At 73.7% G+C, this 17624-nt stretch carries 16 protein-coding genes and 1 pseudogene; 6 read left to right on the top strand and 11 right to left on the bottom strand.

Annotation, left to right across the window (positions count from 1 at the left end):
* Nucleotides 1–29 precede the first annotated feature (29 nt).
* The 6 genes from DBP14_RS26935 to DBP14_RS26910 form a co-directional block, all read right to left on the bottom strand.
* The gene (locus tag DBP14_RS26935) at nt 30–725 is read right to left on the bottom strand and encodes an SIMPL domain-containing protein (protein ID WP_129309693.1); all 696 of its coding nucleotides are present in this window, start codon (nt 723–725) and stop codon (nt 30–32) included.
* Between the two features lie 58 nt (nt 726–783).
* Nucleotides 784–2208, bottom strand: coding sequence for a SidA/IucD/PvdA family monooxygenase (locus DBP14_RS26930; RefSeq protein WP_129309692.1), 1425 nt, complete (start codon nt 2206–2208; stop codon nt 784–786).
* Complete coding sequence (locus tag DBP14_RS26925; protein ID WP_129309691.1) at nt 2205–3563, bottom strand: aminotransferase class V-fold PLP-dependent enzyme; 1359 nt, start codon at nt 3561–3563, stop codon at nt 2205–2207. Before DBP14_RS26925 ends, DBP14_RS26930 begins: the two co-directional genes overlap by 4 nt.
* Nucleotides 3564–4033: 470 nt before the next feature.
* Nucleotides 4034–6529 carry an aminopeptidase N gene (pepN, locus tag DBP14_RS26920; RefSeq protein WP_129309690.1) on the bottom strand — a complete coding sequence of 832 codons (2496 nt, stop codon included), beginning with the start codon at nt 6527–6529 and terminating at the stop codon, nt 4034–4036.
* 125 nt (nt 6530–6654) lie between these two features.
* Nucleotides 6655–7008, bottom strand: coding sequence for a chorismate mutase (locus tag DBP14_RS26915; protein WP_129309689.1), 354 nt, complete (start codon nt 7006–7008; stop codon nt 6655–6657).
* Between the two features lie 19 nt (nt 7009–7027).
* Nucleotides 7028–7933 carry an AraC family transcriptional regulator gene (locus tag DBP14_RS26910; RefSeq protein WP_129309688.1) on the bottom strand — a complete coding sequence of 302 codons (906 nt, stop codon included), beginning with the start codon at nt 7931–7933 and terminating at the stop codon, nt 7028–7030.
* A 284-nt stretch (nt 7934–8217) separates the two neighbouring features.
* On the opposite strand from DBP14_RS26910, the pseudogene DBP14_RS37480 reads away from it, so the two are divergent.
* Nucleotides 8218–8358, top strand: a pseudogene (locus DBP14_RS37480) (hypothetical protein); the annotation flags it as partial.
* Nucleotides 8359–8497: 139 nt separating this feature from the next.
* The gene (locus DBP14_RS26905; RefSeq protein ID WP_129309687.1) at nt 8498–9379 is read left to right on the top strand and encodes a hypothetical protein; all 882 of its coding nucleotides are present in this window, start codon (nt 8498–8500) and stop codon (nt 9377–9379) included.
* A 309-nt stretch (nt 9380–9688) separates the two neighbouring features.
* Here DBP14_RS26905 and DBP14_RS26900 read toward each other — a convergent pair whose 3' ends face one another.
* Complete coding sequence (locus DBP14_RS26900) at nt 9689–10594, bottom strand: SDR family oxidoreductase (RefSeq protein WP_129309686.1); 906 nt, start codon at nt 10592–10594, stop codon at nt 9689–9691.
* Nucleotides 10591–11346 (bottom strand): SDR family oxidoreductase, encoded by a 756-nt coding sequence (locus DBP14_RS26895; protein ID WP_129312113.1) that lies wholly within the window; start codon nt 11344–11346, stop codon nt 10591–10593. The genes DBP14_RS26900 and DBP14_RS26895 overlap by 4 nt, the downstream gene beginning before the upstream one ends.
* A 190-nt stretch (nt 11347–11536) precedes the next feature.
* Between DBP14_RS26895 and DBP14_RS26890 the strand changes: the two genes are divergently transcribed.
* From DBP14_RS26890 to DBP14_RS26875, 4 genes are read left to right on the top strand one after another with little or no spacing between them, the layout of a single operon-like run.
* Nucleotides 11537–12280, top strand: coding sequence for an enoyl-CoA hydratase family protein (locus DBP14_RS26890; RefSeq protein WP_129309685.1), 744 nt, complete (start codon nt 11537–11539; stop codon nt 12278–12280).
* Nucleotides 12281–13147 (top strand): CoA-transferase, encoded by an 867-nt coding sequence (locus tag DBP14_RS26885; protein WP_129309684.1) that lies wholly within the window; start codon nt 12281–12283, stop codon nt 13145–13147.
* Nucleotides 13128–13904, top strand: coding sequence for a CoA-transferase (locus DBP14_RS26880; protein WP_129309683.1), 777 nt, complete (start codon nt 13128–13130; stop codon nt 13902–13904). Before DBP14_RS26885 ends, DBP14_RS26880 begins: the two co-directional genes overlap by 20 nt.
* Entirely contained in the window at nt 13901–14944 is a 1044-nt protein-coding gene (locus tag DBP14_RS26875; protein ID WP_129309682.1) for a nitronate monooxygenase, read from the top strand. Before DBP14_RS26880 ends, DBP14_RS26875 begins: the two co-directional genes overlap by 4 nt.
* A 59-nt stretch (nt 14945–15003) precedes the next feature.
* Here DBP14_RS26875 and DBP14_RS26870 read toward each other — a convergent pair whose 3' ends face one another.
* Genes DBP14_RS26870 through DBP14_RS26860 form a run of 3 tightly spaced genes read right to left on the bottom strand, consistent with a single transcriptional unit; the run spans nt 15004 to nt 17624 of the window.
* Nucleotides 15004–16161: an acetyl-CoA C-acetyltransferase gene (locus DBP14_RS26870; RefSeq protein ID WP_129309681.1), complete on the bottom strand. Its 1158-nt coding sequence runs from the start codon at nt 16159–16161 to the stop codon at nt 15004–15006.
* A 41-nt stretch (nt 16162–16202) separates the two neighbouring features.
* Entirely contained in the window at nt 16203–16814 is a 612-nt protein-coding gene (locus DBP14_RS26865; RefSeq protein ID WP_129309680.1) for a TetR/AcrR family transcriptional regulator, read from the bottom strand.
* Between the two features lie 24 nt (nt 16815–16838).
* Nucleotides 16839–17624: an SDR family oxidoreductase gene (locus DBP14_RS26860; RefSeq protein WP_129309679.1), complete on the bottom strand. Its 786-nt coding sequence runs from the start codon at nt 17622–17624 to the stop codon at nt 16839–16841.

Below are 17624 nucleotides of genomic sequence, written 5' to 3'. Positions count from 1 at the left end.
GGTAAGGCCTCCTTGAGAGCGTGGGCATTTCAGAGCACGGGCGGGCCCATGGTGAATTGGGCGGTCACCTGTGCGGTGACGTGCAGCCGGGGTGGTTCGAGGTCGAGGGGTTCGGGGGGTTCGCCGCCGCCGGCGAAGGACATACGCCGGCCGCCGCGTTCGAAGGCCGCCCGGCCCGGCCGGGGCGGTTGGGTGCCGGTGTCGGCGAGTTCGACGAGGGCGGCGAGGGTGGTGCCGAGGGCCTCGGCGTACTCCCGGGCCCGTCCGACGGCGTCGCGGACCGCCTGCCGCCGGGCCTCCGCGTGGACGGGGGCGTCGGGGCGCAGGGTCCACCAGGGGCCGTCGACCCGGGTGAGGTCGAGGTCGGCCAGCCGGGTGGTGAGTTCACCGAGGAGGGTGAAGTCGGTGAATTCGGCGCTGATACGGACGTGGCCCTGGTAGTGGCGGACGCGTTCGCCGCGGCCGCGTTCGGTGAGTTCGGGGGCGAGGGAGAAGGCGCCGGTGGACAGGTTCTGGACGGCGTCGCCGTAGGAGGTGAGGAGGCCGAGGGCGGTGGTGTTGCGGTGGGTGAGGTCGTCGAGGGTGGTGCGGCGGTCGCGGCCCCGGGCGGTGAGGGTGAGGGTGATGCTCGCGGTGTCGGGCTCGGCGTCGAGTTCGGCCTCGCCGCGGACCGTGAGGAAGGGGGCGTCGGGGGTGCCGTGGGCGGGGGTCGACGGTGAGGTCATGTGCCCCACTGTGGCACGGCGTTGCGGCGGAGCGGCCGGAGTTGGCGGCGGGCGCGTTCTAGTGCGTGGTGTCGGCCAGCGGGGTGAGGCGGCTCGGCTGCCGGGTCTGGGGCACCACGCGTTCGGGTGTGTCGAGGCCGAAGGTGGTGAAGGCGGTCCGGGCGGGCAGCGGGTACGGCTCCTTGCCGGTGACGGAGTTGAGGATGGTGGCGCTGCGCCAGGCGGCGAGGCCGAGGTCGGGGGCGCCGACGCCGTGGGTGTGGAGTTCGGCGTTCTGGACGTGGACGGCGCCGGTGACCGAGGGGTCGAGGACGAGGCGGAAGTCCTCGTCGATGCGGGGGCGTTCGCCGCTGTCGCGCCGCAGGTAGGGGTCGAGTCCGGCGAGGAGGCGGTCGAGGGGGCGGTCGCGGTAGCCGGTGGCGAGGACGACGGCGTCGGTGGTGAGGCGGGACCGGCTGCCCTGCTGGAGGTGTTCCAGGTGGAGTTCGATGCGGGTGGTGGCGAGCCGGCCGGCGGTGCGGACGCGGACGCCGGGGGTGAGGACGGCGTCGGGCCAGCCGCCGTCGAGGGTGCGGCGGTACAGCTCGTCGTGGATGGCGGCGAGGGTGCCGGCGTCGATGCCCTTGTGGAGTTGCCACTGGGCGGCGACGAGCCGGTCGCGGACGGGTTCGGCGAGGGCGTGGAAGTAGCGGGTGTAGTCGGGGGTGAAGTGTTCGAGGCCGAGCTTGGAGTACTCCATGGGCGCGAACGCCTCGGTGCGGCCGATCCAGTGGAGCTTCTCCTGGCCGGCGGGGCGGTGGCGGAGCAGGTCGAGGAAGATCTCGGCGCCGGACTGTCCGGAGCCGACGACGGTGACGTGCCCGGCGCTCAGGAGGGCCTCGCGGTGGGTGAGGTAGTCGGCGGCGTGGTGGACGGCGACACCGGGTGCGTCGGCGAGGGGCTTGAGGGGCTCGGGGACGTGGGGGGCCGTGCCGATGCCGAGGGCGATGTTGCGGGTGTAGGTGCGGCCGAGGGCTTCGGCCTCGCCGTCGCTGTCGAGTTGGGTGAAGTCGACTTCGAAGACGTCCCGTTCGGGGTTCCAGCGGACGGCGTCGACCTGGTGGCTGAAGCGGAGGCCGGGCAGGTTCTGGGCGACCCAGCGGCAGTAGGCGTCGTATTCGGCGCGCTGGATGTGGAAGTGCTCGGCGAAGTAGAAGGGGAAGAGCCGGCCGCGGGTTCTGAGGTGGTTGAGGAAGCTCCAGGGGTTGGTGGGGTCGGCGAGGGTGACCAGGTCGGCGAGGAAGGGGACCTGGATCGTGGCGCCGTCGATGAGCAGTCCGGGGTGCCACTGGAAGGCGGGGCGCTGTTCGTAGAAGACGGCGTCGAGTTCGGTGAGGGGGTGGGCGAGGGCGGCGAGGGAGAGGTTGCAGGGCCCGATGCCGATGCCGACGAGGTCGCGGGGGGTGTCGGGTTCGTGGCGTGGGGTCAGGGGCGTCGGGTTCATCGGGGGGTGGTTCCTTCCACGAGTTTCAGCAGGCCGGCCAGGTGCTCGGGCCGGGTGTGGGGGTTGAGGAGGGTGGCCTTGAGCCAGAGGCGGCCGTCGGCGCGGGCCCGGCCGAGGACGGCGCGGCCGTCGTGCAGCAACTGCCGTCGTACGGCGGCTACGGCGGCGTCGGTGGCGTGGGCCGGCCGGAACAGGACGGTGCTGATGACGGGGCGGCCGTACAGCTCGAAGCCGGGGTGGTTGTGGACGAGTACGGCGAGGTCGCGCGCGTGGGCGCAGACCTGGTCGACGAGGGCGCCGAGGCCGGTGCGGCCGAGGGACTTGAGGGTGACGGCGATCTTGAGGATGTCGGGGCGGCGGGTGGTTCGCAGGGAGCGGCCGAGCAGGTCGGGGAGGCCGGCGTCGGTGTCGTCGGCGGCGTTGAGGTAGTCGGCGTGGTGGTGGAGGGCGGTGAGTTCGCGGGGGCGGGCGACGGCGAGGAGGCCGGCGGCGATCGGCTGCCAGCCGAGTTTGTGCAGGTCGACGGTGACCGTGTGGGCGGCCTGGAGTCCGGCGAGTTTGTCGCGGTGCCGGTCGCTGAAGGTGAGGGCGGCGCCGTAGGCGGCGTCGATGTGCAGGCGGGCGCCGTGGGCGGTGCACAGCCCGGCGATCTCGGGGAGGGGGTCGATGAGGCCGGCGTCGGTCGTGCCGGCGGTGGCGGCGACCAGCAGAGGGCCGGTGAGCGGGGTGAGGGCCCGGTGGAGGGCGGCGGGGTCGAGGGTGCCGCCGGGGGTGGGGACGACGACGGGGTCGGGCAGGCCGAGCAGCCAGGCGGCGCGGGGCAGGGAGTGGTGGGCGTTGGCGCCGCACACGAGCCGGAGGCCGGCGCCGTGGGTCTCGCGGGCGAGGAGGACGGCGAGTTCGTTGGCCTCGGTGCCGCCGGTGGTGACGAGGGCGTCGGCGAGGCCGATCTCGTGGGCGAGGGCGCGGGTGACCTGGGCTTCCAGGACGGAGGCGGCGGGGGCCTGGTCCCAGGAGTCCAAGGACGGGTTGAGGGCGCTGACGGCCAGGTCGGCGGCGGTGGCGACGGCGAGGGGCGGGCAGTGCAGGTGGGCGGCGCAGCGGGGGTCCGCGGGGTCGGCGGCGCCTTCCGCGAGGGCGTGCACGAGGGTGCGCAGGGCGTCGGGCTCACCGCGGTCGGGCAGGACGTCGCCGAGGGCGGCGGTGACGCGGGCGGCGACGGCCTCGGGGCCCCCGGCGGGCAGCGGACCGCCGCGCGCGCGGGCGCCGGTGGTGAGGGCGTCGAGGACGGTGTCGAGGAGCGGCCGCAGCGCGCCGGCGCCGTCGGGTCCTGAGGCGAGGTGCGGCGTGCTCATGGGCTCTCCTGTCGGGGCGCGGACCGGCGGGACGTCCAGGGAGACTTCCAGCTTGTCCCGACTTGCGGCCACGCGGCCGAAAAGCCCAACGATCGCACCCGAAAGGGGGTAATGCGCACGGGGAAAACACAAAAGGACGGCGCTGCCACGGCTCGCCGCTCGGGTGGACGGTGAGTGCCCCGCGTGCACGGGAGTGTGTCTGCGCCGCCGTGCCGCCGGCAGAGGCGCGGTGTGCGCGCACAGCAGGTTTACGCCCCCTCCCCCCGGGGGGGGCGTACGGCGGCCTGCGCCCCCTCCCCCGCGACAAGCTACGCCGTGCCCGCCGCCGGACACGGCGCCGGTGGGGCAGAGCCCCTTCAGGGGCGCGGGGAACTTCGCGAGAAGCCCCACCGGCCCGCACCCGAAAGCGCACCCGAAGACGCATCCGGAAGCGCGCCCGAGGGAGGGGGCGCGGGCCGTGGGCGGGGTTTCTACGCCTCGCGGACGCGCAGCGCGCGGGCGAGGTCGTCGAGTTGGTCGGCGAGTTTGCGGTGCAGGGCGGGGAGTACGTCGCCGTCGCGCAGGCACGCCTCGCCGAGGCGCAGGTGGTCCGCGTCGATCGCGTGGGCGGGGAAGGCCCACCGGCCGGCCGCCTCGGCGATGGCGGGGCCGCGCCGCGCGGCGAGGGCGATCGCGTCCTCGTAGTAGCGCGGGACGTAGTCGGCGAGGAGGTCGGCCTGTTCGGGCTGCCAGAAGCCCTGAGCGGTGGCGGTGAACAGGTAGTTGGACAGCTCGTCGCCGGCGAACATCGCGTCCCAGGCGGTGCGTTTGGCGTCGGCGTCGGGCAGCGCGGCGCGGCAGCGGGCGGCGCCCTCCTGGCCGGTGGCGCTCGGGTCGCGTTCCAGCTCGGCGGCGATGGCGCTCTCGTCGGTGGCGTCGAGGACGGCGAGCCGGCCGAGGATGCGCCAGCGCAGCTCGGGGTCGAGTTCCGGGCCGCCGGGCACGGTGCCGTCGGCGAGCCAGGCGGCGATGGTGTCGGGGTGGGCGGCGCTGTCGATGCAGTGCCGTACGGCGGTCAGGCGCAGGCCCGGGTTGTCGCCGTCCTCGGTGCGCCGCAGGAGGTCGCGGCACAGGGCGGTGAGCGTGCTGAGGGCGGCGGGCCGGCGGTCGGGGTCGAGGTACCGGTCGGCGACCTGGGCGCCGGCGAAGGTCAGGACGCCCTGGACGAGGGCGAGGTCGGTCTCCTCGGGCAGGTGGGCCGCGACGGTCTCCAGGTAGTCGCCGGGGGCGAGGTCGCCGTCGCGGACCATGTCGCGCAGGGTGTTCCAGAGCACCGCGCGGGTGATCGCGTCGGGGATGCCGGACAGGCCGCGCAGGACGGTTTCGAGGGAGGTCTCGTCGAGGCGGATCTTGGCGTAGGTGAGGTCGAGGTCGTTGGGCACCACCAGGGCGGGGCGGATGCCGGGGCGCGGCTCGGCGGCGCCGTCCTGGGGTACGTCGGTCTCGTACCGCTCGCGCAGGGTCAGGGTGCGGCCGTCGGCGAGGTCGCGGTCGTAGACGCCGACGGTGACGCGGTGGGGGCGGTGGCCGTCGCGGTCGAGGGTGAGGGTCCACTGGCCGGGGCGGGTGTCGGTGGACGCGGTGAGCGTGTCGACGCCGGTGGTGCGCAGCCAGGCGTCGGCCCACGCGTGGACGTCGCGTTCGGTGGCGGCGGCGAGGGAGTCGATGAAGTCGGCGAGGGTGGCGTTGGCGAACTTGTGCCGCTGGAAGTGGATGTTGATGCCGGCGAGGAAGTCCTTCTCGCCGAGCCAGGCGACGAGCTGGCGCAGGGCGGAGGCGCCCTTGGCGTAGGAGATGCCGTCGAAGTTGAGGAGCGCGGCTGCGGTGTCGTCGACGGCTTCGGGGGCGACGGGGTGGGTGGAGGGGCGCAAGTCGGCGTCGTAGCCCCAGGCCTTGCGGGAGACGCCGAACTCGGTCCAGGTGTCGGTGAAACGGGTGGCTTCGGCGCAGGTCTGGTAGCCCATGTACTCGGCGAAGGACTCGTTCAGCCAGATGTCGTCCCACCACCTGAGGGTGACGAGGTCGCCGAACCACATGTGGGCCATCTCGTGGGAGATGACCATGGCGCGGGTCTGGCGTTCGGTGTCGGTGACGGCGGAGCGGTAGACGAAGTCGTCGCGGAAGGTGACGAGTCCGGGGTTCTCCATGGCGCCGGCGTTGAACTCGGGGACGAACGCCTGGTCGTAGGAGTCGAAGGGGTAGGGCTCCTCGAACTTCTCGTGGTAGCGGTCGTAGCACGCGCGCGTGACGGTGAGGATCTCCTCGGCGTCGGCGTCGAGGTGGGGGGCGAGGGAGCGGCGGCAGTGGATGCCGAAGGGCAGGCCGCGGTGTTCGGTGCGCACGGAGTGCCAGGGTCCGGCGGCGACGGCGACGAGGTACGTGGAGATCAGCGGGGTGGGGGCGGCCTGCCAGCGGCCCCCGCCGACGTGTTCGGTGATGCCGTTGGCGAGGACGGTCCAGCCCTCGGGGGCGGTCACCGTCAGTTCGAAGACGGCCTTCAGGTCGGGCTGGTCGAACGCGGCGAAGACGCGCTGGACGTCTTCCATGAACAGCTGGGTGTAGGTGTAGGTCTCGCCGTCGGTGGGATCGGTGAAGCGGTGCATGCCCTCGCCGGTGCGGGAGTAGCGCATGGCGGCGTCGACGCGGAGTTCGTGCTCGCCGGCGGTGAGGTTCTTCAGGGCGAGCCGGTTGCCGTCGAGGGTCTCGGGGTCGAGGGGCTGTCCGTCGAGCGTGACGGTGCGCAGGCTGGCAGGCTTCAGCTCGACGAACGTGTCCCCGTCGGACCGTGCGGTGAACCGGATCACGGTGCGGGAGTCGAAGGTCTCCTCCCCGGTCGTGAGGTCCAGTTCGATCGTGTAGCGGTGGACGTCGAGGATCTCTGCTCGGAGCTGCGCTTCGTCGCGCGTGAGTACGGACATGCAGGCCATGCTGCCTGATGGGACCGACAGCGGACAGGGGCGGATCGGTACACGGCTTATGTCCGTTCCCCCGCCCCCGCCCCCGTCTCCCCGCGCCCCCGCCCCGTCTCCCCCTCCTTCGCGCGTGCCGCGCCTCAGTGCTCCGGGGTGGCCGTGCGCCCGCCGACGGTGTCCTCGGCGATGCGCTCGTGGTGCCGGATCACCTCGGCGATGATGAAGTTCAGGAACTTCTCGGCGAACGCGGGGTCGAGCTTGGCGTTCTCGGCGAGGGCGCGCAGCCGGGTGATCTGGCGGGCCTCGCGGGCCTGGTCGGCGGGCGGGAGCCGGTGGTGGGCCTTGAGCCGGCCGACCCGCTGGGTGCACTTGAAGCGTTCGGCGAGCATGTGGACGACGGCCGCGTCGATGTTGTCGATGCTGTCGCGCAGCCGCTCCAGTTCCTCGCGGACCGCTGGGTCGACGTCACCGGTACCGGTGTTGCTGGTGGTCATGGGCGCCCACCTTAGGGGGTCAAAGGCGTGGTCCTCCTGGTGTGTCCGGGGAGTGGATCATCGGGGGGTCGTCGGGGTCGGGGACGCGGTCGCTCCAGCCGCCGGGGACGGTGCGGCCCTGCTGGGCGCGGAAGCGGACGGGGGCGAGGCCGACGCGGCGGGTGAAGAGGCGGGAGAAGTAGGCGGGGTCGTCGTAGCCGACGCGGCGGGCGACGGCGGCGACGGGCAGGTCGGTGGTGGCGAGGAGGTCCTTGGCGCGGGCCAGGCGGATACCGAGGAGGTAGTCCTTGGGGCTGCATCCGGCGGCGCGGCGGACGGCGGTGCGCAGCTCGGCGGGGGTCATGCCGTGCCGGCCGGCGTGGTCGGCGACGCTCATGGGTGTGCAGGCGTCGCGGGCGAGGGCCTGGAGGACCTGGTCGCCGTCGGGGGCCAGGTCGGCGCGGGCGCGGCGCAGGGCGACGAGGAGTTCGTGGACGGCGGCCGCGGTCTCCACCTCCAGCAGGGGGTTGCCGCGGCGGGCGGCGCGGGCGATGCGGGCGACGACGGCGCGGGGTCCGGAGGCGTCGGAGAGAGCGACGACGGGCCGGTGGGGCTCGATGTAGCCGAGGTCGGTGTAGGTGGCGGTGGCGGGCCCGGTGAAGTCGACGAAGCCCTCGTCCCAGCCGGTGTCCGGGTCGGGCCCGTAGTGGTGCGGTGTGCCGGGGGTGAGCCAGAGCAGCGCGGGCGCGGCGACGGTCGTACGGCGGCCGTCGGCGCCCTGGTACCAGCCGCGGCCGGTGCCGATCACGACGGCCACGTGGTGGTGGAGGGTGCGGGGGCCGACGGTGGGCAGGATGCCGTACTGGAGTCCGACGCCGAGACAGACCAGGCCGAGGCGGTGGTGGGCGGGTCCGGGGCTGAAGAACCGCATCCAGGTGTGGTACATCGGCGCTGCTCCCGGTCCTGTGTCGGGCTGTGCGGAGTCCAGGCAGCGCCGATCTTCGTCCATGGCGCACGGGGCCGCCAGGGGTGGGGCTGGGCCGCATGAGCGAGTTGGCGGTGGGGGAACCGGGCTTGCTCGCCGCTCGTGGGCGGCCGGTACGGCCGCTGCCGGGGGCGCTGCACTCCTTCAGGGTGCGCGAGCAGGAGGCGGGCACGGCCTGTTCCTGGACGCGGTCCGGCGGGCCGGGGTGTGGACGATCGTCCGCCCGGGGGCCGGGGAGCGGCGTGGTGCGCGGGGCGGGTGCCGCGCGGCTCGAACTTCCGGGCTGTACGCGCGTGTTGGTCTGGGTCAATGGGTTCCGCCTGGGCCGCTACTGGTCGGTGGGGCCGCGGCGGTCGCTGTACGTTCCCGGGCCGCTGCCACGGGAGAGGGAGTACGAGGTGCGGGGTGCTGCCGCGCGGGTGACGGGGAGGCCCGGAGAGCGGGCGGGGAGTGCCGGGCGGCGGAATCCGGGGCGGCCGCGCCTACAGTGGGTGTGGTGTTCCCGGCGTCTTCTGGGGGTCGGACGTGGCGAACGGCGGACCGGTCCAGCACGGCTTCCCGCATCTGGAGACGGTGCGGGCGGCCCTCACGGCGTTGTACAGACGCCTGTCGTACGACACCGTCCTGACCTTCTCGACCAGTGTGGCCCCCGCCGACGTGGCGTTCTGCGACACCGACGACCTGCATCTGGGCGCCCAGCGAGTGGCCCACGAGATGGTGCGGCACTTCCGGCTTCCGGACGCCCGGCTGATCGTCGGCTTCCGGGAGATGACGCACGCGGCGAACGTCGAACTGGCGGCGGGCCCGGAGTACTTCGTCGAGCTGAACGACCGGTTCCGCACGCACCGCCGGGACATCGGCGCGGCGCTCGCCCACGAGGTCGCGCACGTCTATCTGCACCGCCTCGGCCTGGCCTTCCGGGGGACGCCGGACAACGAGATCCTCACGGACACGGTGACGACGTACCTCGGCGCGGGCTGGCTGCTGCTGGACGCGTACCGGGAGGACGCGGTCTCCTCCCAGAAGCTGGGGTACCTCACTCCGGAGGAGTTCGGTTACGTCCTCGCCAAGCGGGCGCTGCTCTTCCAGGAGGACCCCTCGGTGTGGTTCACCAGCCCGCAGGCGTACACCGCGTACGGCAAGGGCATGGCCCTGGCCCGGCAGGACGAGCGGCAGCCGCCGCTGTCGGCGGCGGGCTGGGCGGGCCGGCGCCGTTACGCCCACGACCGACGGCACGCCCCGGCCGGGCAGCCGGGCGGTCCCTACGAGTTCAGCGCCGACAGTGACGGGGCTCTGCGGGTGTCCTTCCCGTGCCCGACCTGCCACCAGCGGATCAGGGTCCCGGTGCGGGGCCGGGTCCGGGCGCGGTGCGGGCTGTGCCGGACGGTGCTGGAGTGCGACACGTAGGCCGCACCGGCCCGGCCGGGGAACGCGATTCCAGGGCCCCCGCACCCGCCGTGCCCGAAGAACGAGTCCGAAGCGGGACTCGGTCCGCCCGGTACGCCCGCCCTGCCCAGGAGCGGGCCCGCGGGCGGGTGCCGTGCGGGAGCGGTGCGGCCTGCACGCCCGCGCCGCCCGGGGCACAGGTCCCAGGACGGACTCGGCCCACGCCCGCCCGCACGGGCAACGGGTCCCAGGACGGACTCCGTGCGGCCCACGACGCCCGCCCTGCCCGAGAGCGGGTTTCTGGGTGGGCGGGTGGCCCACGGTGACCGCTCACGACCCGTACACCGCGCCCGGGGGCTCCGATTCGGCCAGGAGTTTCAGGGTCGTGGCGCCTGCGTCGGACGGGGTGCGGCGGGTGCCGCTGTCGGCGGTGGGGCCCGGGCGCCAGCCCTCCATGACGGTGATCCGTCCGCCCTCCGTCTCGAACACCCGGCCGGTGACGCCGGCGCTGGCCTCTGAGCCCAGCCAGACCACCAGGGGGGAGACGTTCTCGGGGGCCATGGCGTCGAATCCGGTGGCCGGTGCCGCCATGGTCTCGGCGAAGGTCCGCTCGGTCATACGGGTCCGCGCGGCGGGCGCGACGGCGTTGACCTGGACGCCGTAGCGGGCCAGTTCGGCCGCCGCGACCAGCGTGAGCCCGACGATGCCGGCCTTGGCGGCGCTGTAGTTCCCCTGTCCGAGGGAGCCCAGGAGTCCGGCTCCGCTGCTGGTGTTGACGATCCGGGCGGCCGGGGCGCGGCCGGCCTTGGCCTCGGCCCGCCAGTGCGCGGCGGCGTGCCGCAGCGGCAGGAAGTGGCCCTTGAGGTGGACCCGGATCACGGCGTCCCAGTCGTCCTCGTCGAGGTTGACGAGCATGCGGTCGCGCAGGAAGCCCGCGTTGTTGACGAGGGTGTCGAGGCGGCCGTACGTCTCGACGGCCGTCCGGATCAGGGAGGCGGCGCCCTCGGTGGTGGCGATGTCGCCGCCGTGCGCGACGGCCTCGCCGCCGGCGGCCCGGATCTCCGCCGCGACGGACGCGGCCGGGCTGTCGTCGTCCGGTGTCCCGTTCAGCCCGACGCCGAGGTCGTTGACGACGAGCCGGGCGCCCTCGGCGGCGAAGGCGAGGGCGTGGGCGCGGCCCAGGCCCCGTCCGGCGCCGGTGACGACCACGACGCGCCCCGCGCAGAGTCCGCTCATGTCAGCTCTCCTTGGTCGGGGCTCTCCTTGTTGACGGTCGCGGCGTCCAGGAAGGCGGGCCGTTCGCCGCCGCCGTGCACGAGGAGGCTCGCCCCGCTGATGTAGCGGGCGGCATCGGAGGCGAGGAAGACGGCGGCGTCCCCGATGTCGGAAGGGGTGGCGAGCCGGCCGAGCGGGACCGTGCGCCCCACGGCGGCGATGCCTTCGGGGCCCCCGTAGTGGAGGGCGGACAGTTCGGTGCGGACCATGCCGACCGCGAGGGTGTTGACGCGGATCTCGGGCGCCCATTCGACGGCCATGGAGGCGGCGAGTCCGGCGAGTCCGGCCTTGGCGGCGCCGTAGGCGGCCGAGCCGGGTGAGGGGCGGCTGCCGCTGACGCTGCCGATCATGACGATCGAGCCGCGCGAGCGACGGAGGTGCTCGTAGGCGGCGAGGGACGCGGTGAGCGGGGTGACGAGGTTCAGCTCGATGACCCGGGCGTGCCGCTCGGCGGACGTCCCGGCGAGGAGGCGGTACGGGGTGCCGCCCGCGTTGTTGACCAGGACGTCGAGGCCGGGCAGCGCGTCGAACCAGGCCCGGACGGCGGGCGGGTCGCGCAGGTCGAGGGGGGTGAACTCGACGCCGGGCAGCGGGTGTTCGGGGGGCCGGCGGGCGCAGATGAGGACGTGCGCGCCGGCCTCGGCGAAGGCTCTGGTGATGCCCGCGCCGACCCCGCGGGTGCCGCCGGTGACGACGACGGTCCTGCCGCGCAGGGAGTGCCGGGGAGAGCCCTGCGAGGAGCCCCGTGACGGGTCCCGTGACGGGTCCCGCAGGGCGTTTTCCACAGGGTCGTTGGCCTGGTCCGCCGAGTTGTCCACAGGGCCTCCCGCTTGTCCGTGGCGGCTGCTAGCTTCGAAGCGTCACACCTAACAAATGTTTGATGGAAAGGTAGCTGATGTCTCCATGGGTGTCTCCACCTCGGTCCCGGAAAAGGGGATCGCGCTCGTCACGGTCGACGTCCCGCCGGTGAACGCCCTGCCGGTGGACGGCTGGTTCGCGCTGGCCGGGGCGGTGCGCGCGGCGGGCCGGGACCCGCGGGTCCGGTGCGTCGTGCTGGCCGCCGAGGGGCGGGGGTTCAACGCGGGCGTGGACATCAAGGAGATAAAGGCGCGCGGGCAGGAGGCGCTGATCGGCGCCAACCGGGGCTGCGCGGAGGCGTTCGCGGCGGTGTACGAGTGCGACACCCCCGTGGTCGCGGCAGTCCAGGGGTTCTGTCTCGGCGGCGGCATAGGGCTGGCGGGAAACGCGGACGCGATCGTGGCGAGCGAGGACGCCAGGTTCGGGCTGCCCGAACTGGACCGGGGCGCACTGGGTGCCGCCACGCATCTGGCACGGCTGGTCCCGCAGCACCTGATGCGCGCCCTGTACTACACGGGGCGCACGGCGAGCGCGGCCGAGTTGCACGCGCACGGCTCGGTGTGGCGGGTGGTGCCGGGCGGTGAGTTACGGGCGGCCGCGCTGGAACTGGCCCGGGAGATCGCCGCCAAGGACGGCCGGCTGCTGCGCATGGCCAAGTCCGCGATCAACGGCATCGATCCGGTCGACGTGCGCCGCAGTTACCGCTTCGAACAGGGCTTCACCTTCGAGGCCAACCTCAGCGGGCTCGCCGACCGGGTCCGGGACACGTTCGGGAAGGAGGGCGCGTAGGTGGGCGACAAGTCGATGACCGCCGACGAGGTGGTCTCCCGTCTGGCGAGCGGCATGACCCTCGGGATCGGCGGCTGGGGTTCGCGCCGCAAACCGATGGCCCTGGTCAGAGCACTGCTGCGGTCGGACATCGGGGACCTCACGGTCGTCTCGTACGGCGGCCCGGACGTCGGGATGCTGGCGGCGGCCGGCCGGATCCGCAGACTGGTCACGGCCTTCGTCACGCTCGACTCGGTCCCGCTGGAGCCGCACTACCGGGCGGCCCGGGAGCGCGGCGCGTTCGAACTGACGGAGGTGGACGAGGGGATGTTCATGGCGGGGCTGCGCGCGGCGGCGGACCGGCTGCCGTTCCTGCCGGTGCGGGCGGGCCTCGGCTCGGACGTGCCGCGGGTGAACCCCGGTCTGCGGACGGTCACCTCGCCGTACGAGGACGGGGAGACGTTCGCGGCCATGCCGGCCCTGCGGCTGGACGCGGCCCTGGTGCACGTCAACCGCGCCGACCGGCTGGGCAACGGCCAGTACCTGGGCCCCGACCCGTACTTCGACGACCTGTTCTGCGAGGCGGCGGACGCGGCCTACGTCTCCTGTGAACGGCTCGTCGACACGGCCGAGTTGACGAAGGAGGCGGGCCCGCAGTCCCTACTGGTGAAACGGCTGGCGGTGACGGGAGTGGTCGAGGCGCCGAACGGCGCGCACTTCACCTCCTGCGCACCGGACTACGGGCGGGACGAGGAGTTCCAGCGGAGGTACGCGTCCACGCCGTGGCCCGAGTTCGCGGCGCGGTTCCTGGACGGGGACGAGGAGGCGTACCGAGAAGCGGTCCAGGCGTGGCGGAAGGAGGGCACGGATGTCTCAGGCAACGGCTGACGGGGACTGCGGGGCGAGTGCGGTCACCCGCGCCGAGTACTGCGTGATCGCCTGCGCCGAGGCCTGGCGGGGGGCCGGGGAGATCCTGGCCAGTCCGATGGGGCTGATCCCCTCGCTGGGGGCGCGGCTGGCCCGGCTCACCTTCGCGCCCGACCTGCTGCTGACCGACGGGGAGGCGCTGCTGGTCCGCCCGGACGGCACCCCGGAGGGCTGGCTGCCCTACCGGCAGCACCTGGCGCTGGTGGCGGGAGGGCGCCGGCACGTGATGATGGGCGCGAGCCAGATCGACCGGTACGGCAACCAGAACATCTCGTGCATCGGCGACTGGTCCGCGCCGCGCCGGCAGCTGCTGGGGGTGCGGGGTGCGCCCCTGAACACGCTGAACAACCCGACGAGTTACTGGATCCCCAGACACTCCCGGCGGGTGTTCGTGGAGCGGGTGGACATGGTGTGCGGGGTGGGCTACGACCGGGCGGCCGGCCTCGGCGTCACGGCACGCTTCCACCGCATCCCCCGGGTCGTCTCGGACCTCGGCGTCTTCGACTTCGCGACCCCGGACCACTCGATGCGCGTGGCCTCGCTGCATCCCGGGGTGAGCGTGGAACAGCTGCGGGAGGCGACGGGCTTCGTGCTCGCCGTGCCGGACGAGGTGCCGCGCACCCGGGAGCCCACCGGAGAGGAACTGCGGCTGGTCCGCGAGGTGCTGGACCCCCGGGGGGCGCGCGCCCGTGAGGTGCCGGAGGGGGTGCGGGGATGAGAGAGACGGCGCTCACCCGGCTGGTGGGAGTCCGCCATCCGGTCGTGCAGACCGGGATGGGCTGGGTGGCCGGCCCCCGGCTGGTGTCGGCGGCGGCGAACGCGGGCGCGCTCGGCATCCTGGCCTCGGCGACGATGACTCCGGACCGGCTGCGCGAGGCGATACGGGAGGTGCGGTCCCGTACCGACGCGCCGTTCGGGGTGAACCTGCGCGCCGACGCGGGGGACGCGGGCGACAGGGTGCAGATCATGCTCGACGAGGGTGTGCGGGTGGCGTCCTTCGCGCTGGCACCCTCGCCCGAGCTGATCTCCCGGCTGAAGGAGGGCGGGGTGGTCGTGATCCCGTCGGTGGGGGCGCGGCGGCACGCGGAGAAGGTCGCGGCGTGGGGCGCGGACGCGGTCGTCGTACAGGGCGGTGAGGGCGGCGGGCACACCGGTGAGGTGGCGTCGACGGTGCTGCTGCCGCAGGTGGTGGACGCGGTGCGGATACCGGTCGTGGCGGCCGGCGGCTTCTTCGACGGGCGGGGGCTGGTCGCGGCGCTGGCCTACGGGGCGGCCGGGGTGGCGATGGGCACGCGGTTCCTGCTCACCTCGGACTCGACGGTGCCGGACGCGGTGAAGGCCCGGTACCTGGCGGCGACGGTCCGGGACGTCACGGTCACCCGGGCGGTCGACGGGCTGCCGCACCGGATGCTGCGCTCGGAGCTGGTGACGGCGCTGGAGCGGTCGGGGCGGACCCGGGCGCTGGCCCACGCGGTCCGGCGGGCCGCGAGGTTCCGGCGGCTGTCAGGGCTCACCTGGCCGCGGATGGTGCGGGACGGGCTGGCGATGCGGCACGGCAAGGACCTGTCGTGGAGCCAGGTCCTGCTGGCCGCGAACACGCCGATGCTGCTGAAGTCGGCGATGGTGGACGGCCGTACGGACGCCGGGGTGATGGCCTCGGGACAGGTCGCCGGACTGATCGACGACCTGCCGTCGTGCGCGGAACTGGTGGACCGGATCGTGAAGGAGGCGGAGGAGGTGATGCGGGGCCTGGGGTGAGCCGAGGGGCGGAATGCCGCCGGGCCGGGCCGGGGTGACACCGGTCCCGGAAGGGAACCTCACAGGCGTTCGATGACCGTCACATTGGCCTGGCCGCCGCCCTCGCACATCGTCTGGAGGCCGTAGTGGCCGCCGGTGCGTTCCAGTTCGTGCAGGAGGGTCGTCATCAGGCGGACACCGGTCGCGCCGAGGGGGTGGCCGAGGGCGATGGCGCCACCGTTGACGTTGACCTTGTCCGGTTCGGCGCCGGTCTCCTTCAGCCAGGCCAGGACGACCGGGGCGAAGGCCTCGTTGATCTCGACGAGGTCGATGGCGTCGATGGTGAGGCCGGCCTTCTTCAGGGCGTGTGCCGTCGCCGGGATGGGCGCGGACAGCATGCGGATGGGGTCCTCGCCGCGTACGGACAGGTGGTGGACCCGGGCGCGCGGGCGCAGCCCGTGTTCCCGGACGGCGCGTTCGGAGGCGAGGAGGAGGGCGGCGGCGCCGTCGGAGACCTGGGAGGAGCAGGCGGCGGTGATGGTGCCGCCGTCCAGGACCGGTTTGAGGGCGGCCATCTTCTCAAGGGTGGTGTCGCGGCGCGGGCCCTCGTCGGCGGTGACGTCGCCGTAGGGGACGGTCTCGCGGCTGAAGCGGCCCTCGTCCTGGGCGCGTACGGCCCGCTGGTGGGAGCGCAGGGCGAAGCGTTCCTGGTCCTCGCGGCTGATGCCCCACTTGGCGGCGATCATCTCGGCGCCGGCGAACTGGTTGACGGGCCGGTCGCCGTAGCGGGCGCGCCAGCCGGTGCTGCCGAGGAAGGGTCCGTCGGTGAGGCCGAGGGGTTCGGCGGCCTGCCGGGAGGCGAAGGCGATGGGGATCTGGGACATGTTCTGCACACCGCCGGCGACCACGAGGTCCTGGGTGCCGGAGAGGACGGCCTGCGCGGCGAAGTGCACGGCCTGCTGGGAGGAGCCGCACTGCCGGTCGACGGTCACGCCCGGCACCTCCTCGGGCAGTCCGGCGGCCAGCCAGCAGGTGCGGGCGATGTCACCGGCCTGCGGTCCGACGGCGTCCAGGCAGCCGAAGACGACGTCCTCCACGGCGGCCGGGTCGATGCCGGTCCGTTCGACCAGCGCGGTGAGGACGTGCGCGCCGAGGTCGGCCGGGTGGACGCCGCCGAGCCCTCCCCCGCGCCGCCCGACGGGTGTGCGGACCGCTTCGACGATGTAGGCCTCGGCCATGGCGACTCCCTCGACGGAAAGGGGTGGATCCGGACATGCGGTCAGGTGCGTACGGCGATCCCGTCCAGGACCATCGACAGGTACTGGCGGGCGATCTCCTCCGGGCTGTGCTGTCCGCCGGGCCGGTACCAGGAGGCGGCGACCCACACGGTGTCGCGCACGAACCGGTAGGTGAGGCGGACGTCGAGGTCGGCGCGGAAGACCCGCTCGGCGACGCCGCGTTCCAGCGTGGACAGCCACGCCTTCTCGAAGCGGCGCTGGGACTCGGCGAGGAACGCGAACCGGTCCTGGGCGACGAGCTGTCTGGACTCCTTCTGGTAGATCGCGACGGCGGCGCGGTGCCGGTCGATCTCCCGGAAGGACTCGGTGACGAGGGCCCGCAGGGTCTCGCGGGGCCCGAGTCCGGCGGCGAGGACGGTGTCGTAGCCGCTCCACAGTTCGTCGAGGAAGGTGCGCAGGATCTCCTCCAGCATCGATTCCTTGGAGTCGAAGTGGTAGTAGAGGCTGCCCGCGAGCATCCCGGCCTGGTCGGCGATCTTCCGGACGGTGGTGGCGTTGTAGCCCTGCTCGGCGAACACCTCGGCGGCGGTGTGGAGGAGTTCACCGCGGCGCTCCGCGGCGGCGGTCACCAGGGGCTTCTTCTTGGTCGGCACGGGTCCATTGTGGTCTGCCCGTCCTCAGGCGCGCTGGCTGCTGACGGCGACGACCTCGCCGGTCATGTAGGAGGAGTAGCCGGACGCCAGGAAGACGATGACGTTGGCCACCTCCCAGGGCTCGGCGTACCGGCCGAAGGCCTCCCGTTCGGTCAGTTCGTCCAGGAGTTCGGCGGAGGTGACCTTGGCCAGGTGCGGGTGCATGGCGAGGCTGGGCGCCACGGCGTTGACGCGGACGCCGTAGGCGGCGGCCTCGACGGCCGCGCAGCGGGTCAGCGCCATCACCCCGGCCTTGGCGGCGGCGTAGTGCGCCTGGCCGGCCTGGGCGCGCCAGCCGACGACGGAGGCGTTGTTGACGATGACTCCGCCGCCGGTGCCGCGCAGGGCGCGCAGGGCGGCCCGGGTGCAGCGGAAGGTGCCGCCCAGGGTCACGTCCAGGACCCGGGACCACTGGTCGTCGGTCATGTCGACGAGGTCGGCGGTGCCGCCCAGGCCGGCGTTGTTGACCACGATGTCGAGCCTTCCGTGCTCCCGCACGGCCGCGTCGAACAGGGCCCGCACCTGGGTCTCGTCGGTGACGTCGCAGGGCAGCGCGGTGACCGCGCCGGGGAACCGGCGGGCCAGTTCGCTCTCGTGCTCCTTCAGGCGGCGCGTGTGGGCGTCGCTGATCAGCACCCGCGCGCCCTCCTCCAGGAAGCGGCGCGCGGTCGCCCCGCCGATGCCCGCGCCGGCCGCCGCGGTGATGACGGCGGTGCGCCCCTTCAGCAGCTCGTGTCCGGGCTCGTACGCCGGACTCTCGACGCCTGTCAT

Origin of the sequence: Streptomyces sp. L2 (assembly GCF_004124325.1) — a bacterium.
Classification (GTDB): Bacteria; Actinomycetota; Actinomycetes; order Streptomycetales; family Streptomycetaceae; genus Streptomyces.
This window is presented reverse-complemented; position numbering and strand designations above follow the sequence as displayed.

Bases quoted from the DNA above. Each gene is read 5' to 3' on its own strand.
- DBP14_RS26935 (WP_129309693.1), bottom strand. From the start codon at position 725: ATGACCTCACCGTCGACCCCCGCCCACGGCACCCCCGACGCCCCCTTC.
- DBP14_RS26930 (WP_129309692.1), bottom strand. From the start codon at position 2,208: ATGAACCCGACGCCCCTGACCCCACGCCACGAACCCGACACCCCCCGC.
- DBP14_RS26925 (WP_129309691.1), bottom strand. From the start codon at position 3,563: ATGAGCACGCCGCACCTCGCCTCAGGACCCGACGGCGCCGGCGCGCTG.
- pepN (WP_129309690.1), bottom strand. From the start codon at position 6,529: ATGGCCTGCATGTCCGTACTCACGCGCGACGAAGCGCAGCTCCGAGCA.
- DBP14_RS26915 (WP_129309689.1), bottom strand. From the start codon at position 7,008: ATGACCACCAGCAACACCGGTACCGGTGACGTCGACCCAGCGGTCCGC.
- DBP14_RS26910 (WP_129309688.1), bottom strand. From the start codon at position 7,933: ATGTACCACACCTGGATGCGGTTCTTCAGCCCCGGACCCGCCCACCAC.
- DBP14_RS26900 (WP_129309686.1), bottom strand. From the start codon at position 10,594: ATGAGCGGACTCTGCGCGGGGCGCGTCGTGGTCGTCACCGGCGCCGGA.
- DBP14_RS26890 (WP_129309685.1), top strand. From the start codon at position 11,537: ATGGGTGTCTCCACCTCGGTCCCGGAAAAGGGGATCGCGCTCGTCACG.
- DBP14_RS26880 (WP_129309683.1), top strand. From the start codon at position 13,128: ATGTCTCAGGCAACGGCTGACGGGGACTGCGGGGCGAGTGCGGTCACC.
- DBP14_RS26875 (WP_129309682.1), top strand. From the start codon at position 13,901: ATGAGAGAGACGGCGCTCACCCGGCTGGTGGGAGTCCGCCATCCGGTC.
- DBP14_RS26870 (WP_129309681.1), bottom strand. From the start codon at position 16,161: ATGGCCGAGGCCTACATCGTCGAAGCGGTCCGCACACCCGTCGGGCGG.
- DBP14_RS26860 (WP_129309679.1), bottom strand. From the start codon at position 17,624: ATGACAGGCGTCGAGAGTCCGGCGTACGAGCCCGGACACGAGCTGCTG.